Raw genomic sequence first — 16,271 nt, forward strand, 5'->3', positions numbered from 1 at the left:
AACCTGATCGCGGAGCGAGCCGCCAGGCGAGTTCGGAGCGATGCGGCGATCGCCGCACACCCTGACGAGCGGCATGTCACCCGGCATGGGGTGGGGCTTTTCGGTTGGAGACCACCTCAGCTGTCGGCCCAGCCCCGAACGGTCGCCCAGGCGTTGCGATCGCGTCCGGAGGCAGGTTCGAGCGGAGCGAGAACCTGATCGCGGAGCGAGCCGCCAGGCGAGTTCGGAGCGATGCAGCGATCGCCGCAGGCGCGACAAGCGACGAGCCGCCAGGCGAGGAGCGCAGCTCGCGCATGCAATAAGCGCTTAGACGCCGCCCGCGACCCGGGCCTTGGCCCGCCGGAACTCCGGCAGCGGGCCGGTGGCGTCGTGCAGGCCGTTCAGCGCCGCCCACAGCGCGCCCCGGCGCAGCCGCAGCGCCGCCGGGTTGGGCGGCTGGTACATGGCGAGCTTCTGCGCCCATCCCGGGAGCATGTCGCGGGCCGCCCAGTCCATGAAGGGGCTGCCGGGCTCCCACGGCTTGGCCTTGCTGTCGCGGAGGTTGGGCCCGGTGCCGAACGCCTTGATCGGGGTCACCGCCAGGCGCGGCAGGTAGGACTCCAGGCATTCGGCGGTCTCGGCCTTGGTGGCGGGCAGGTCCGTCCCGCCGAGGGCCTCGCCGACGCGGACGAACTCGCCGTAGTAGCGCTCCAGGTCGGCGCCGCGCAGCGGGCGGCGGTGGTAGCGCTCGTGCGCGGTCGCCAGCCCCCACACGACCGTGGCGTAGTTCCACCTCAGCCAGTCGGGGTCGTCGGCGTCGTAGGGCAGCCCGTCGGGACGGGTGCCCTTGACCGTGTGGTGCATGGCGCGGACGGTCCGGGCCAGGCGCTCGGCGGTGGCGGTGGAGCCGTAGGCGGTGCCGATGAAGAACGAGAGCGAGTGCCCGAGCCGTACGGCGGCGCCCTCGGGGTCGATGCCGCCGGTGGGGACGCCGTCGACCCGTTCGGGGATGCGGGAGTGGTCGTAGGCCATCCAGCTGATGCTCGGGTCGAGCCCTTCGATGTAGGCGGCGGCGACCAGGCCGAGCATCAGCGTGGGCAGGTGCGAGTGGACGTACCAGACGGCGCTTCCGGGGCCGAACCATCCCGGGTCGCCTTCGGGTCCGGCGAACTCCAGGCCCTTGAAGAACCTGGAGCGGATGTCGGCGTCGAAGGACCGCTCGAAGCGCCGGGCGAGGAGGTTGTCGTTCGGTGGCATCCGGATCTCCCAAACCATTTCTGGATACGGCTGTATCCAGAAAGGTAAGCGTCTGGGTACGCCCGTGTCCAGTCTTGGTAGGGTGACCGCCATGGCGAGCGTCCGGACGGCCACGTCGACCCGGTGGGCGGGGATCCCCCCGGCCCGGCGCCGCGACGAGCGGCGCGACATGCTCGTCCGGGCCGCGTTCCGGCTGTTCGGCGACGGGGGCGAGGCGGCGCTGACGGTCCGCGCGGTGTGCCGCGAGGCCGAGCTGCACACCCGCTACTTCTACGAGAACTTCGCCGACACCGGCGAGCTGCTCGCCGCCGTCTACGACCAGCAGGCGACCGCGCTCGCGGACGTCCTCGCCACCGCCCTCGGCGAGGCCGGCCCCCGCCCCGGCCCGCGCACCCGCGCGGGCATCCGCGCCGTGCTGCGCTTCATCAGCGACGACCCGCGCCGCGGCCGGGTGCTGTTCGTCGAGGCGCGCGGCAACGAGGTCCTGGCCGAGCGCCGCCGGGCCGCGCAGACCGCCCTGCTGGACGGCGTGCTCGCGATGAGCGCCGTCCAGGACCCGCCGCTCGTGGTGGTCGTCGCCGCCACCATGTTCACCGGCGCCATGACCGAGCTGGCCCAGCAGTGGGCGGACGGCCGCCTCGGCGACGACCTGGACGCCGTCGTCGACCGCGCCGTCGACCTCTCACTCTCCCTGCACGCCACGGCCGAGGCGCACCTCCCGCGCGGCGGTTAGCGCCGGTCGGTCGGGGCCGGCGGGGCGACGCCGTAGATGATCAGCCAGATGGAGCGGGCCAGGGTGCGGGCGATCCGGTCGTCCCCCGGGCCCTCGTCGTGGTGGCAGTGCGCCGAGATGGTCCGCTCCACCGTCCAGATCAGCACCTGCGCGGTCGTCGGCGTGTCCATCGCGGGGTCGACCGTGCCCGCGCGCCGCTCGGCGTCGAGCCGGCCTTGGACGACCTCGGTGAACCCCCGCATCCGGTCGCGCCAGAAGCCCGCGACGTCGGGGTCGTAGCCGGCGACCTCCCCGAGGGCGTGCAGGACGCGGCGGTGCTCGCGGTACGCGGCGATCATCTGCCGCATGGCGCGGGCGACGTCCTCCTCCCCGCCGGAGTGGTCGGCCCGCCACCAGACGACGGCCTCGCCGAACAGCGCGTCGACGGCCTCCTCGGCGAGCGCGATCAGCAGCCGGCTCTTGTCCGGGAAGTGCAGGTAGAAGGTGGACCGGGCGACCCCGGCCCGCTCGGCGATGCGCTGGACGGGCAGCTCGGTGTACGGCGTCCCGTCGGCCATCATCTCCGCGGCCGTCCGCAGCACGCGGCGCCGGACGTCCTCGCGCCGCTCCCGGACCTTCCCGCGCGCTCGCGTGGTGGAGGACATGGCCGCAGCGTACCCGCTCGGACGGCATGTCGGACAGTGTGTCGACACTGTGCTTGACAGCCCTCCTTAACCGAATCACACTCGGTCCACGGCTCACCGCGGGAGCCGGACGTCACGGGGGCTCGGCCAAGGAGGCTCAACGTGGTACGTCCCAGAACCGGCATCGCCGCACTCGCTCTCACGGTCACGGCGCTGGCCGCCCTCTCCCCGGCACCGGCCGCCGCGCGGGCGGAGGCCCCGCCCGCCCCGCCCCGGGCCGCCTGGGAGATCCCGCCCACCGACATCACCGGCTCGGACCTCACGCAGGTGCCCGGCAAGCTCGCCGAGCCCTCCGACGACGGGCCGCACCCCGGCTCCACCACCGAGTGGTGGTACACGCACGTCATCGATCCGGAGACCAAGCGCACGTTCATCGCGATGCTGTTCACCGCGCCCCTCCCCACCGCCGTGATCTTCTGGTACCCGGAGGAGGGCGCCAAGCTGGTGCTCCCCGAGCCGACCGCCAAGGTGACGGCGACCGAGGGCCCCGAGGTCCGCAGCAGCGCCGGCAGCCTGGTCTACGACGAGCGGCGCCGCGCCTACCACCTGAAGTGGACCGGCACCTTCGCCAAGGCCGACATCTGGTTCGACGACGCGCTGCCGGGCGTGACCGGCGGGCCGATCAAGTACGACAACGGCCAGGACATGTACTGGTCCGCGCCCGTGGCCACCAGCCGCGTCAAAGGCTGGCTCCGCCCGCCCGGCGCCTCGTCCCCGATCAGCGTGGACGGCTGGCGCGGCTACCACGACCACAACTGGGGCAAGTTCAACGTCCTCGACCAGAGCTACTCCGGCTGGGAATGGGGCGTCTCCCACGAACCCGACGGCACCGCCACCCTGCTCGGCGGCGTGGTGAAGGGCGACGGCACCTGGCAGGGCGTGGTCGGACGGGTGACCCGCGAGGAGACCTACGGCTGCATGAGCACGCTCACGCTGTCGAAGTGGCGGACCTCCGGCCTGTTCTCCTATCCGGAGGCCACCAGGGCGACCTGCCCGTCCTCACTGCTCGCCACGCCCGAGGGCCTGAAGGGCGAGCGGCCGGGGCTCGACCGCACCTTCCACGTGGTGGACCCGTTCATCCTGGACGTCGGCCTGCTCGCCCTGCCCGAGTCGCTCGGGCGCACCGTCCCGGGCTCCCTCGGCCTCATCGAGCACATCCGGACCCTGTCGGCCAGGGTGCCGCGTTCCTGATCCGGCCTCATCTCCTCCCACCCCAGGAGCGACCATGACGACGCGTATCTCACGACGCCGCGTGCTCACCGGCACCGCCGCCGCCGCGGGCGCGGCCGCGCTGCTGCCCGTCCCCTCCGCCCGCGCGGCGGCCACGTCCAGGGCGAAGCGGACGGTGGCCGTGCTCGGCGGCGGCATGGCCGGGCTGGCCACCGCACACGAACTGGTCGAACGAGGCTTCGACGTCACCGTCTTCGAGCGCAAAGCCCTGGGCGGGAAGGCCCGCAGCATCCCCGTCCAGGGCACCGGCAAGGAAGGGCGCCAGGACCTCCAGGGCGAGCACGGGTTCCGCTTCTTCCCCGGCTTCTACCGCAACGTCCCCGACACGATGCGCCGCATCCCGTTCCCCGGCAACGCCAACGGCGTCCACGACAACATGTTCGCGCTGTCCTCGACCCGGATCTCCCGCAACGACGGACGCTCGGACATCATCGTCCCCGAGCTGACCTCACCCGGCGGCGGGCTGACCCTGGACGTGCTCAAGGAGACCCTGACCGGCCTGGTGGAGCAGGTCGCCGCCATCCCGCCCGCCGAGCTGGCCCTGTTCGTCAACCGGTTCATCGTCTACGTGACCAGCAGCGACGAGCGGCGCCTCGGCCAGTGGGAACGGCTGCCGTGGTGGGAGTACGTGCGGGCCGAGGGCAGGTCCAGGGACTACCAGGCCATCGTGGCCAGGTTCCTCACCCGCGGGCTCGTGGCCGTCAAGGAGCAGGTCGCCAGCACCCGGACGGTCGGCTCCATGGGCCAGGCGTTCCTGCTGTCGGGGCTCGGGCTCGGCGCCGACGGCGGTCTGGCGCGGATGCTGGACGCGCCCACCAACGAGGCGTGGATCGACCCGTGGGTGCGCTACCTGACCGGCCGCGGCGTCCGGTTCGAGGTCGGGCAGGCCGTCGAGGCGCTGGAGATCGACTCTGGCCGGATCCGGTCGGTACGGGTCGCCGACTCCGCGGGACGCCGCCGCACCGCCGAGGCGGACTGGTTCGTCTGCGCGGTTCCGGTGGAACGGGCACGAGCGCTGCTGACCCCGGGCGTCCTGGCCCTGGCGCCGGAGCTGGAGGGCCTGAAAGACCTGCACACCGAGTGGATGAACGGCCTGCAACTCTTCCTGCGCCGCACCCCCGCCGGCCTCGGCGAGGAGGTCAACTTCATGGACTCGCCGTGGCAGCTCACCGCCGTCCTGCAGAGCAGGCTCTGGGACGGCAAGGACTTCCGGCGCGACTACGGCGACGGGAACGTGGCCGACTGCCTGTCCCTGGACGTCTCCGACTGGGACACCCCAGGCATCCTGTACGGCCGTCCGGCCAAGGAGTGCAGCCCGGCCCAGGTCGTCCAGGAGTGCTGGGCGCAGATGAAGGACCACCTGGAGGACACGGGCCGCTCCGTGCTCCCCGACGACATCCTGCACTCCTGGTTCCTCGATCCCGCGATCAGCTGGGATCCGGCGGCCGGCCGCAACGCCAACGACGAGCCCCTGATGGTCAACACCGTCGGGAGCTGGGCGAAACGGCCGACCCCACGGACCGGGATCCCCAACCTGTTCATGGCCGGCGACTACGTCCGGACCAGCATGGACCTGGCCACCATGGAGGGCGCCAACGAGTCGGGGCGGGCGGCCGTCAACGCGCTGCTGGACGCCGCCGACTCCCCCGCCGGGCCCGTTGACCTGTGGACGCTCTACCAGCCACCCGAACTCGACGGCCTCAAGGAGATCGACGCACGCCGCTACCGCGCCGGCAGGCCCAACCTGTTCGACATCCCCTGACCGCGCCGCCGGGCGCACCGAAGGCGAGTCCGGGAACCATGTGGTAATGTCGATGCCAGTTGCGGTTCCCATAGACTCTTGTGTGCGCCTGACGGTTTCGCCTCAGGCGCATTTTTTGTTGATCTGGATCCTCCGGATGGGGCTGAATCCGCGGCTGCCCGTCCCGCACGGTGCGGAACGGGGACCGACCCATAAGGAGACGCATATGGCCACCGGCACCGTGAAGTGGTTCAACGCTGAAAAGGGCTTCGGCTTCATCGAGCAGGACGGCGGCGGCGCCGACGTCTTCGCCCACTTCTCGAACATCGCCGGCCAGGGCTTCCGTGAGCTGCAGGAGGGGCAGAAGGTTTCCTTCGACGTCACGCAGGGCCAGAAGGGCCTGCAGGCGGAGAACATCACCCCCGCCTGAGCCCGCGACACACGCTTTACCAAGCCGGGCCGCTCAGGCCCGCGCTGACTCGCGTGCGGCGGCGGACCGCTTCACCGCGGCCCGCCGCCGCTCGTTTTTTCATCCATGGTTCGTTCTTGAGATTCCTTCGCAGGACTTTTCGTCCGGCCCCGTGTCGCCTCCGGGCCCGGCAGCGGAGTACTCCTCGACACGTGCCACCCGAGGAAGGCATTCCGCTTGCCCGCTGACCGTCGCTCCCCCGCTTTCGCGGATCTGGACCTGCCCCCCGCCCTTCTGAAGGCGCTCGCGCGCCAGGGGGTCACTGAGCCGTTCCCCATCCAGGCGGCCACCCTGCCCGACGCGCTCCAGGGACGGGACGTCCTCGGCCGCGGCCGCACCGGATCGGGCAAGACGCTCGCCTTCGGGCTGGCCCTGCTGACCCGCACCGCCGGACGGCGCGCCGAGTCCAGGCGTCCCCTGGCCCTGGTGCTGGTCCCCACGCGGGAGCTGGCGCAGCAGGTCGCCGACGCGCTCGCCCCGTACGCCGAGGCCGTACGGCTGCGGACGGCCACGGTCGTCGGCGGCCTGTCCCTCAACCGCCAGGCGGAGGCGCTCCGGCGCGGCGCCGAGGTCGTGGTCGCCACGCCCGGCCGCCTCACCGACCTGGTCGAGCGCGGCGACTGCCGGCTGGACCGGGTCGCCGTCACCGTCCTGGACGAGGCCGACCAGATGGCCGACATGGGCTTCCTGCCGCAGGTCACCAAGCTGCTGGACCAGGTGCCGTCCGACGGGCAGCGGATGCTGTTCTCCGCGACGCTGGACCGCGACGTCGACCGGCTGGTCCGCCGCTTCCTGGACCACCCGGTCACGCACTCGGTCGATCCGCCCGCCGGCGCGGTCACCACGATGGAGCACCACCTCCTGCACGTCACCGAGGACGACAAGCACGACACCACCGCCCGCATCGCCGCCCGCGACGGCCGGGTCATCATGTTCGTGGGCAAGAAGTACGCCGCCGACCGGCTCGCCCGCAAGCTGTCGGCGCGGGGCGTCCAGGCCGCGTCGCTGCACGGCGGCAAGTCGCAGTCGCAGCGCAACCGCGCCCTGGAGGGCTTCCGCTCCGGGACGCTCACGGTGCTGGTCGCCACCAACGTCGCGGCCCGGGGTATCCACGTCGACGACCTCGACCTGGTCGTCAACGTCGACCCGCCCGACGACCACAAGGACTACCTGCACCGCGGCGGGCGCACCGCGCGCGCCGGGCGCTCGGGGACCGTCGTCACGCTGGTGCTGCCCGCCCAGCGCCGCGACATGGACCGCCTGATGTCGGCCGCCGGGATCACCCCGCGCACGACCCGCGTCCACTCCGCCGACCCCTGGCTCGCCGAGCTCACCGGAGCCCCCGCCACGTCCGCCACCACCGCGCCCGCAGGCGCACCCGCCAAGACCGCCGCACGCGAGAACTCCGCCGCAGGCGCGACCTCCAGGAACACGGCACCCGGCAAAACCGCCGCACGCGGGAAGCCCGCCGCGGGCGCGCCCGGCGAGGCGGCGGGGTCCGCGAAGGCTTCCGGGGAGGGGCCCGCGAAGGCGTCGCGTCGCAGGCGGAAGCCGCGCCGCGGCCGCGGGACGCGCGACGCCGTGAGCGAGCAGACGCGTCACGACCCGGCCGCCTCGCGTGGACGGAAGCCGCAGCGCAGGGTGTCGTCCCAGAACACCTGAGCCGCGACGCCGTCAGCGGTCCCCGGCCGCCCGGACCAGGGTGTCGCCGGCCGCCGTGCGGTAGTAGAGGACCGACCGCCCGGCGCGGCGCCGTCCCACCAGACCGGCGTCCAGCAGCACCCTGAGGTGGCGGCCCGCCGACCCCAGCGCCTGCCCGGTCAGCGCGACCAGCTGCGTGGTGCTCTTCGGCGACTCCAGGAGCACCAGGACGTTCGCGCGCCCGGCCCCCAGCAGCCGCGCCAGCGCCTCGGGCACCGGGGCGTGCCCGGCCTCCGCGAGCGGGCCCGCGCACGGGTACACGACGGCGTACCGGTACGGCTCCTCCCACGCCACCCATCCGAACCGCGGCGTGACCGGGACGAAGAACAGCTGGGCGCCGGAGATGTCGCGGGGCGGGTAGTCGTGCGCGTTGATCTGCAACCGGCCCCCGCCCAGCCAGCGGGTGCCGGGGCGCAGGTCGTCCAGCGCGGCCGCCCATCCGCCCCGGCCGAGCTGCCGCGTCCGGGCGACGGTGTCGGCCTCGGCGATCCGGCGGCGGCGCGGCCAGGACGGCAGGACCGTCTCCGTCCACACCCACTCCAGCAGGTCCGCGGCGCGGTCGGCCACGTCGTGGCGGCGGCGCAGGCTCTCGGGTAGTGGACGTTCCAGGGCCATCACCAGGTGGGCGCGTGCGGCCTCGGGCGGTGTCTCCCTGACCCGTTCGAGTTCCTCGTGGAAGGTCGGCTCGCCTTCGCCGGACGGGGCGGGCGTGAGGAAGTCGGCGTTCCAGCGCCGTCCCAGCGCGGACCGGACGATGAGCGCGGTGACGGGGTCGGCGGCCAGCCGCTCCCGGTAGGTATCCAGGTGCGCCGCGAGCCAGGCCCGCTCGCCGGGATGCGCGGCCGTCCCCTTCTCCAGGGCCTTCAGGCACGCCACGGTCTCGGCCAGCGGCGAGAGCACGAACCGGCCGCGCGCGAGCGTGTCCGCGCCCACCTGCCAGAAACCCATACGTTTCGACCTCCCGCGAAACATTAACGCCGGGCCGGGCGTGCTCCGCAGACTCCGGCCATGCGCACCTACCGGGAGCTGTTCGCCTCCCCCGAGTTCACCCCGCTGTTCGCGGCCGCCACCGCTCACAGCGCCGCGACCACCGTGAGCGGGCTGGCGCTCAGCACGCTCGTCTACACGGCGACGGGGTCGCCGCTGCTGTCGGCGCTGAGCATGTTCGGGCCGTCGCTGGTGCAGGTGGTCGGCGCGACCACGCTGCTGTCGGCCGCCGACCGGCTGCCGCCGCGCGCCGCGACCGCCGGGCTGGCGCTGGCCTCCGCCGCCGGTACGGCCGCGCTCGCGACCCCCGGGCTGCCGGGCTGGGCGGGCGTGCTGGTCGTGGTCGCGCTCGGGCTGGTCGCCTCGGTCGGCGGCGGGGTCCGGCACGGCCTGCTCGGCGAGATCCTCCCCCGGGACGGCTACCTGATCGGCCGCTCGGTCCTCAACATGACCTCCGGGACGATGCAGGTCCTCGGGTTCGCGGCGGGCGCCGCGCTGGTCGCCGGGCTGTCGGCCCGCGGCACCCTGCTGACCGGCGCCGCACTGCACCTCACCGCCGCGGCCGTCGCGTACCTGCGGCTGTCGCCCCGGCCGCCGCGCGCGCAGGGACGGCCGTCGGTCGCGCAGACCTGGCGGACCAACGCGCGCCTGTGGTCGTCGCCGCCGCGCCGGTACGTCTACCTCGCGCTGTGGGTGCCGAACGGGCTGATCGTCGGGTGCGAGTCGCTGTTCGTCCCGTACACACCCCAGAACGCGGGTGTGCTGCTGTCGGTCGCCGCGCTCGGGATGCTCGCGGGCGACACCGTCACCGGACGCTTCCTGTCCGCGGCGTGGCGGCGACGGCTCGAGCCCTTCCTGCGGCTGCTCCTGGCCGTCCCGTACCTGGTCTTCCTGCTCGACCCGGCGTTCCCCGTCGTGGCCGCCGCCGTGCTGGTCGCCTCGTACGGCTACTCCGCGACGCTGCTGCTCACCGAACGGCTGATGGCGCTGACGCCCGGCGACATGCAGGGGCAGGCGCTCGGGCTGCACTCGTCCGGGATGCTCGCCATGCAGGGCGTCGCCGCCGCGCTCGCCGGGACGGTCGCGCAGCACACCTCTCCCGCGACCGGCATGGCGGTGATGGCCGCCGCCTCCATCGCCGTCACGCTCGCCCTCGCTCCCGCGCTCCGTACGGCCGCGCCGAAAACCGGAGCGTTGTGAGCGGTCACAACCGCGCGGGGCCGCCCGCTGTGGTCGTTCACAAGCTCGCGGCGCCCGTCCCGAGGACGGTGGTTTCACCGATGCCCGCGTAACACGGGCGCAACACACTGACGGCGCATCCAATACGGCAGGCGTGCACCCCCCGCCGCTTGACCGTCAGTGAGAGGAGAACCATGCTCCGCAAGCAGTCACTCGCGCTGCTCGGTGCCGGCGCGGCCCTGATCGCGGGCCTCGTCACGGCGCCCTCCGCACAGGCGGCCGCCGCCAACCCCTACGAACGCGGCCCCGCCCCCACCGAGTCCAGCGTCACCGCGATCCGCGGCCCGTTCGCCACCTCGCAGACCAACGTGCCGAGCCTGGGCGTCTCCGGCTTCGGCGGCGGGACGATCTACTACCCGACCTCCACCAGCGAGGGCACGTTCGGCGCGATCGCCATCTCCCCCGGCTTCACCGCCTACTGGTCGAGCCTGTCGTGGCTGGGCCCGCGGCTGGCCTCGCAGGGCTTCGTGGTCATCGGCATCGAGACCAACACCACCCTCGACCAGCCCGACAGCCGCGGCCGGCAGCTCCTGGCGGCCCTGGACTACCTGACCCAGAGCAGTTCGGTGCGCAGCCGGATCGACGCGTCCCGCCTGGCCGTCGCGGGTCACTCCATGGGCGGCGGCGGCACGCTCCACGCGGCCGCGTCCCGCACCTCGCTGAAGGCCGCCATCCCGATCGCGCCCTGGAACCTGGACAAGACCTGGCCCGAGGTGCGCACCCCCACCCTGATCCTCGGTGGCGAGGCCGATGCCGTCGCCGGGGTGAGCACGCATGCCATCCCGTTCTACAACAGCCTCAGCGGCGCCCGTGAGAAGGCGTACCTCGAGCTGGACAACGCGAGCCACTTCTTCCCGCAGACCTCCAACACGACCGTGGCCAAGTACATGATCAGCTGGATGAAGCGGTACATCGACGACGACACCCGCTACGAGCAGTTCCTCTGCCCGCCGCCGCGGGCGATCGGGGACATCTCCGACTACCGCGACACCTGCCCCGGCTCCTGATCCCGACCGTTGATCCCGGTGGCGGGCCGCGACCTGGCGCGGCCCGCCACCGGCCGTTCGCGTGCGGGAGACACGCAAACGCGACCGGGTCGTTACTGGACGGACCGCACAATCCGATCATGGGCTCTCTACGCCGCCGCGTGCTCCTGACGGTGACGCTGCTCGCCGCACTCTGCGTCCTGCCGCTCCTGGCGGCCGCACCCGCCACGGCCTCGGACGGCAGGGTGGTGCTGGTCGGAGTGCCGGGCCTGCGCTGGGGCGACGTGAAGCCGCACGCCACGCCCGTCCTGTGGCGGATGGCGAGCCGGGGCGGGATCGCCAACATCGCCGTCCGCGGCGTCACACCCCGGACCTGCGCGTCCGACGGCTGGCTGACCATCTCCGCCGGAGCCCGCGCCGAGCCCCCGAGCAACCGCTGCGCCCCGCCGCCCGAGCCGCGGCGCGACGGCGCGGGCGCGGTCGTCCCCGGCCACGCCGGACTGCGCGCCCACAACGCCGCCACCGGGTACGCCGCCCGGGTCGGCCTGCTCGGCGACGCCGTGCGCAGGACGGGCGGCTGCACGACCGCCGTGGGGCCGGGCGGCGCCCTCGCCGCGGCCGACTCCACCGGGCACGTCCGCCACTACCGCGACCGCGTCCGCGACATGGACCGCCGCGACTGGAGGCGCTGCGCCCTCACCGTCGTGGACGTCGACGACATCGCGCACGGCACCGGCGGCCGCGCGACAACGCTGTCGCGGGCGGACCGTCGCATCGGGGAGGTCCTGGACCGCGTCCCGGACGGCGCGACGGTGCTGGTCGTCGGCGTCGCGGACGCGGGTCACTCGGGGCTGCGCGTCACGATCGACAGCGGCGCCCCCGCCGGACCGGGCTACCTGACCGCCTCGTCCACCCGGCGCCCCGGCCTGCTGTCCCTGACCGACGTCACCCCGACCGTCCTGAGCCTGCTGCGGCTGCCCGTCCCCCGCGAGATCACCGGCGCGTCCTGGACGCACCAGACCCCGCAGGCCCCGCCGACCGCCGTCGCCCACCTCCAGGAACGCGACCTGGCCGCACGCATCAGCCGGGACATGGTGGCGCCGTTCAACATCGCGCTCGTCGGCGGCCAACTGCTCGCCTACGCCCTGGCCGCCTGGGCCTGGCGCCGCGGCCCCACCGCACGGCGCCGCACCGTCCTCTCCCTCGCCCGCCTCGCCGCACTGGCCGCGGCCGCCGCGCCCATCGCGACCTACCTGGCCAACCTCGTGCCGTGGTGGCGGGGCGAGCATCCCGCGGGCGCGCTCACCGCCGCCGTCGTCGCGGCGGATCTCGCCGTCGTCGCCGCGGCACTGGCCGGGCCGTGGCGGCGCCGCCCGTTCGGACCCGTCACGGTGGTCGCCGCGATCACCAGCCTGACCCTGGCCGCGGACGCGATCGCCGGATCCCCGCTCCAGGCCGACAGCCTCAACGGCAACTTCTCGCTGGCCGCCGGGCGCTTCTACGGGTTCGGCAACCTCACCTTCGCCCTCTTCGCCACGGCGACGCTGATCTGCGCGGCCGGGCTCGCCGCCCACGCCCTCGCCGCCGGACGCCGCCGCCTCGCCGTCGCGCTGCCCCTCCTGGTCGGCGGCGCCGCCATCGTGGTGGACGGCTGGCCCGGCTGGGGCAGCGACTTCGGCGGCGTGCTCGCACTCACCCCCGGCGTCGTGCTGGTCGCCCTGTGGGCATCGGGCCGCCGCGTCTCGGCCCGGCCGATCCTCCTCGCGGGCGCGGCAGGCATCGTGCTGGTCGGCGCCCTCTCCTGGCTGGACGCCCGGCGCCCCGCCGACGCCCGCTCCCACCTCGGCGACTTCTGGCTCCGCCTCCTGGACGGCGCCGCCGGACCCGTCCTGGAGCGCAAGGTGGACTCGATGCTGAACTCGCTCGGCAGCGCCTGGCTCACACTGCCCGCGCTCGCCCTGCTCATCCTTCTCCTAGCGCTGCCCCTGCGCCGCGACGGGCTCCTCGGCCCCCTCCTGCGGGACATCCCCGCACTGCGGATGGCCCTGCCCGCCGTCCTGGTCACGGCCGTCGCGGGGTTCGCCGTCAACGACTCGGGCATCGCCGTCCCCGCCCTGACCGCCCTCATCGCCATCCCAGCCACCCTGGCCACGGCCCTCTCAGTGCACGCCGCGAACGGTACCGCCGTCCACCCGTAGCGTCGTGCCGGTGACGTAGTCGGCGAGCGGGCCGCTGAGGTAGAGGACCGCACCGGCGATCTCCTCGGGCCGTCCCATCCGGCCGACGTCGTTCGGCACCAGCTCCTCGATGGCGTTGCGCTCGATCTCCTCCCACGTCTCCCCCCATCCGCGGTCCGGGGCAAGGTCGGTGAGGTACCGCTGGACGGCGTCGACCAGGATGGCGCCGGGCGCGACGGTGTTCGAGGTGATCCCACTCCCCTTCAGTTCGCGGGCCAGCGACACCGTGAGGTTGTGGCGGGCGGCCAGGGTGGCGGTGTAGTGGGGCAGGTCGGCGCCCGGCTGGAGCGCGAGCCCGCCGCCGATCTGGATGACGCGCCCCCAGCCGCGCTCGTGCATCCGGGGGACCAGGCGCAGGATCATGCGGACGCCGGAGGTCACGTTGGCCTCGTAGGTCTCCCGCCAATCCTCGGCGGTCGCCTCCTTCCACGTCCGGTGGGGGTAGGCGCCGGCGTTGTTGACCAGGATGTCGATCGGCCCGCGGGCCAGCGCGGCCTCGGCCACGGTGTCGGCGCCGGGGTCGGAAGTCAGGTCGCCGATGGCGACGTGCGCGCTGCCGCCGTCCGCCCGGATGGCGGCGGCGACGGCCTCGGTGCGGCCGCGGTCGCGACCGTGGACGACGACGTCGGCACCCTCGGCCGCCAGAGCCCTCGCGATGGCCTCGCCCAGACCGGAGCTGGAGCCGGTGACCAGCGCGCGCTTATCCGTCAGTTGAAGATCCATGATGTCCTCTCATGTCTACACCCGTAGACTTCTCTGGAAGTATACACTCGTAGACATGAGTGCTACCCCAGCGCCCGCCCCCTCGAACAGGCGCCGCCGCGACGCCGCCGCCACCAGGCAGGCCATCCTGGACGCGGCGATCGCGGCCTTCACCCGGCACGGCTACGACGGCGTCGGAGTCCGCGACATCGCCCAGGACGCGGGCGTGACCGCGATGCTCATCAACCGCTACTTCGGTTCCAAGGAGCAGCTCTTCACCGAGGCGGTCGACGTCGCCTTCGCACCGCGCACGGTCATCGCGGGCACAGGCGGCGAACTGGCCGGCGAGACCGCACGCACACTGGTGGCGCGGACGGCGCCGGACGCGGAGGAACTCGGCCCCTTCCTGCTCATGCTCAGGTCGGCGGCCAACCCCAGAGCCGCGGAGATCATGCGCGAAGCGATCGGACGGCACCCCGGACGGCACCTCGCCGAGGAACTCTCCGGCGGCGGAACCGGGATCCGCGCGGAACTGATGCTCGCCGTCCAGGCGGGCGTATGGCTCATGCGCAGCGTCCTGACCACGCCCGCACTCGCCGACGCGGACCCAGAAGAACTGGCCCAGCTGATCGAATCCCTCTTCCAGGAAATGACCGACATCAGAGCTTAAGTCGCGCCCATACGACTTTTCCGCCCTCTTTCACGGGCCGTACACCCCATGCGTCGCAGATGTCCGCAATTGTCGCCAGCCCGCGCCCATTGATCGCCGCATGATTCTCCGGCAGCAGGGTGAGCATTTCGCTTCCTCTGTCGTACACTTCCACCACGGGAAGCCCATGTTGCCCGCCCAGACAGAGTCGGACTCCTATCCCACCCTCACCATAACGGTAGGCGTTGGTCACCAGCTCCGACACTACGAGGCGCGCCATGTAGTGCTCCGTTATGCCCCAGCGAGCGAAGGTCGCTGCCACGAATGCCCGCGCCTCTCCCGGTGCCCGGTCCGACGATTCGAACACGGCTGTTTCCACGCTTTCTTCGGTGATCATGGAAGGCTCCTTGGAACGTTTCCGACCGGCTGGTGAAATGATGTGCCCGGCGCCACACTCAATGCGCCGAAACGCACGCCGACCAGCCAAAGTACGGCCAAGAACAGACCCCGACCGGTTATTGACGGCCGTCACCGGCCATCGCCGGTCATCAGCACCCCGCGTACCGAAAGGAGCAACACAAATGCCGCAGCGGCCCAACGACCTCCGCCCCTGGGAATCCCCCGAAGCCCTTTTCGGAAGCGAACTCCGGCATTACCGCGAAGCCGCGGGGCTCTCCCTGGACAAGCTCGCCGACCAGATCCCGTTCGCCAAGAGCACCATCAGCGCGGCCGAACGTGGCGAATCACGCTGCGACCGCTCCCTGGCCGTCGAGTCAGACCGCGCCCTCGACAGCCGCGACGCCCTCACCCGCCTCTGGGACGGCCTCTTCAAGAAGTCCGGCGCCGTCCCGACCTGGTTCACCAACTGGTTCAAGCACGAACCCAAGACCACGCACATCCGCAGCTTCCAGCCGCTCATCATCGACGGCCTGTTGCAGACCCCCGAATACGCGAGCGCATTGCTGGGAGGTGACGAAGGGGCGGCGGAAACGCGCATCACCCGGCAGGACATCCTCACCCGGACGGACCCGGCCCCGCCGAGCCTGCTCTGCGTGATCGACGAGTCCGTTCTCTACCGCGAGATCGGAAGCCCGGCAATCATGTCCGCCCAGCTAGAGCACCTGCTCGCGATCTCCTCAAAGCGAGTGAAGGTACAGATCGTTCCCAGCGTGAACCACGAGGGCCTCTCTGGCGCCTTCGTCATCGGCAACCTGAAGGACGGCGGCGAGATAGCATACAGAGAAGGCGCACTTCGCGGGGACACCACAGCAGATCGCGATGACATCAGAAGCCTCAACGATCAGTTCGCGTCAATTCAAGCTCTCGCTTACCCCCTCAACCAGTCAGCCCAACTCATCAGGAAAGTGGCGACAGAAAGATGGATCTGAGCACCACACAATGGCGCAAGTCATCACGCAGCTCGAACAACGGGGGGCACTGCATCGAGGTCGCCTCGATCTCCAACGCTGTTCTCGTTCGCGACAGCAAGGACCCCGAGGGGCCCAAACTCCCCATCAGCCGCCAGGAATTCCGTCGCTTCACCGACGCCATCAAGCGCGTCTAGACGGTTGATTCCAAGGGGTTTGGGTGCGGTCAGTGATCAAAAGCGGTGAGTGATCGTTTGACCTGTTGGCCGGTGTGGTCGTTGTGCCAGATCGCTGCGGTCAGTGCCAGCACC

The 16,271-nt window shown here is 72.4% G+C and carries 16 protein-coding genes; 11 read left to right on the plus strand and 5 right to left on the minus strand.

Annotated elements, in window-relative coordinates; all coding sequences use genetic code 11:
- Window positions 1-306: 306 nt before the first annotated feature.
- The gene (locus ACFPZN_RS53450) at window positions 307-1,236 is read right to left on the minus strand and encodes an oxygenase MpaB family protein (protein WP_378292613.1); all 930 of its coding nucleotides are present in this window, start codon (window positions 1,234-1,236) and stop codon (window positions 307-309) included.
- A gap of 91 nt (window positions 1,237-1,327) precedes the next feature.
- Here ACFPZN_RS53450 and ACFPZN_RS53455 point away from each other — a divergent pair, with 91 nt between their 5' ends.
- Window positions 1,328-1,969, plus strand: a complete 642-nt coding sequence (locus tag ACFPZN_RS53455; RefSeq protein ID WP_378292615.1) for a TetR/AcrR family transcriptional regulator — start codon at window positions 1,328-1,330, stop codon at window positions 1,967-1,969.
- Here the strand turns inward: ACFPZN_RS53455 and ACFPZN_RS53460 are convergent.
- Window positions 1,966-2,613, minus strand: coding sequence for a TetR/AcrR family transcriptional regulator (locus ACFPZN_RS53460; protein ID WP_378292617.1), 648 nt, complete (start codon window positions 2,611-2,613; stop codon window positions 1,966-1,968). The genes ACFPZN_RS53455 and ACFPZN_RS53460 overlap by 4 nt on opposite strands.
- Window positions 2,614-2,754: 141 nt before the next feature.
- Here ACFPZN_RS53460 and ACFPZN_RS53465 point away from each other — a divergent pair, with 141 nt between their 5' ends.
- The 4 genes from ACFPZN_RS53465 to ACFPZN_RS53480 all read left to right on the plus strand — a co-directional run bounded on the left by ACFPZN_RS53465 (window position 2,755) and on the right by ACFPZN_RS53480 (window position 7,754).
- Window positions 2,755-3,843, plus strand: coding sequence for a hypothetical protein (locus tag ACFPZN_RS53465; protein WP_378292619.1), 1,089 nt, complete (start codon window positions 2,755-2,757; stop codon window positions 3,841-3,843).
- 34 nt (window positions 3,844-3,877) lie between these two features.
- Window positions 3,878-5,644: a hydroxysqualene dehydroxylase gene (locus ACFPZN_RS53470; protein WP_378292621.1), complete on the plus strand. Its 1,767-nt coding sequence runs from the start codon at window positions 3,878-3,880 to the stop codon at window positions 5,642-5,644.
- Window positions 5,645-5,849: 205 nt separating this feature from the next.
- Window positions 5,850-6,053 carry a cold-shock protein gene (locus ACFPZN_RS53475; RefSeq protein ID WP_378292623.1) on the plus strand — a complete coding sequence of 68 codons (204 nt, stop codon included), beginning with the start codon at window positions 5,850-5,852 and terminating at the stop codon, window positions 6,051-6,053.
- A 216-nt stretch (window positions 6,054-6,269) separates the two neighbouring features.
- Entirely contained in the window at window positions 6,270-7,754 is a 1,485-nt protein-coding gene (locus ACFPZN_RS53480) for a DEAD/DEAH box helicase (protein ID WP_378292625.1), read from the plus strand.
- 12 nt (window positions 7,755-7,766) lie between these two features.
- On the opposite strand, the gene ACFPZN_RS53485 is transcribed toward ACFPZN_RS53480, so the two are convergent.
- A complete protein-coding gene (locus ACFPZN_RS53485) occupies window positions 7,767-8,741 on the minus strand; it encodes an ArsR/SmtB family transcription factor (RefSeq protein WP_378292627.1) in 975 nt (324 codons plus the stop codon).
- A gap of 60 nt (window positions 8,742-8,801) precedes the next feature.
- On the opposite strand from ACFPZN_RS53485, the gene ACFPZN_RS53490 reads away from it, so the two are divergent.
- The 3 genes from ACFPZN_RS53490 (at window position 8,802) to ACFPZN_RS53500 (ending at window position 13,203) form a co-directional block, all read left to right on the plus strand.
- Window positions 8,802-9,980 carry an MFS transporter gene (locus ACFPZN_RS53490; RefSeq protein WP_378292629.1) on the plus strand — a complete coding sequence of 393 codons (1,179 nt, stop codon included), beginning with the start codon at window positions 8,802-8,804 and terminating at the stop codon, window positions 9,978-9,980.
- Window positions 9,981-10,153: 173 nt separating this feature from the next.
- The gene (locus ACFPZN_RS53495) at window positions 10,154-11,026 is read left to right on the plus strand and encodes an alpha/beta hydrolase family protein (protein ID WP_378292631.1); all 873 of its coding nucleotides are present in this window, start codon (window positions 10,154-10,156) and stop codon (window positions 11,024-11,026) included.
- A gap of 119 nt (window positions 11,027-11,145) precedes the next feature.
- Window positions 11,146-13,203, plus strand: a complete 2,058-nt coding sequence (locus tag ACFPZN_RS53500; protein WP_378292634.1) for an alkaline phosphatase family protein — start codon at window positions 11,146-11,148, stop codon at window positions 13,201-13,203.
- Here the strand turns inward: ACFPZN_RS53500 and ACFPZN_RS53505 are convergent.
- Complete coding sequence (locus tag ACFPZN_RS53505; protein ID WP_378292636.1) at window positions 13,165-13,965, minus strand: SDR family NAD(P)-dependent oxidoreductase; 801 nt, start codon at window positions 13,963-13,965, stop codon at window positions 13,165-13,167. The genes ACFPZN_RS53500 and ACFPZN_RS53505 overlap by 39 nt on opposite strands.
- 55 nt (window positions 13,966-14,020) lie before the next feature.
- Between ACFPZN_RS53505 and ACFPZN_RS53510 the strand changes: the two genes are divergently transcribed.
- Complete coding sequence (locus tag ACFPZN_RS53510; RefSeq protein WP_378292638.1) at window positions 14,021-14,614, plus strand: TetR family transcriptional regulator; 594 nt, start codon at window positions 14,021-14,023, stop codon at window positions 14,612-14,614.
- On the opposite strand, the gene ACFPZN_RS53515 is transcribed toward ACFPZN_RS53510, so the two are convergent.
- Complete coding sequence (locus ACFPZN_RS53515; RefSeq protein WP_378292640.1) at window positions 14,604-14,990, minus strand: ATP-binding protein; 387 nt, start codon at window positions 14,988-14,990, stop codon at window positions 14,604-14,606. The two genes, ACFPZN_RS53510 and ACFPZN_RS53515, sit on opposite strands and share 11 nt — an antisense overlap.
- A 184-nt stretch (window positions 14,991-15,174) precedes the next feature.
- Between ACFPZN_RS53515 and ACFPZN_RS53520 the strand changes: the two genes are divergently transcribed.
- Together ACFPZN_RS53520 and ACFPZN_RS53525 are read left to right on the plus strand one after the other, a co-directional pair.
- A complete protein-coding gene (locus ACFPZN_RS53520; protein ID WP_378292642.1) occupies window positions 15,175-15,981 on the plus strand; it encodes a helix-turn-helix domain-containing protein in 807 nt (268 codons plus the stop codon).
- Complete coding sequence (locus ACFPZN_RS53525; RefSeq protein ID WP_378292644.1) at window positions 15,972-16,157, plus strand: DUF397 domain-containing protein; 186 nt, start codon at window positions 15,972-15,974, stop codon at window positions 16,155-16,157. Before ACFPZN_RS53520 ends, ACFPZN_RS53525 begins: the two co-directional genes overlap by 10 nt.
- Window positions 16,158-16,271: the final 114 nt, after the last annotated feature.

It is taken from the genome of Actinomadura rugatobispora (assembly GCF_042656285.1).
GTDB lineage: Bacteria > Actinomycetota > Actinomycetes > Streptosporangiales > Streptosporangiaceae > Spirillospora > Spirillospora rugatobispora.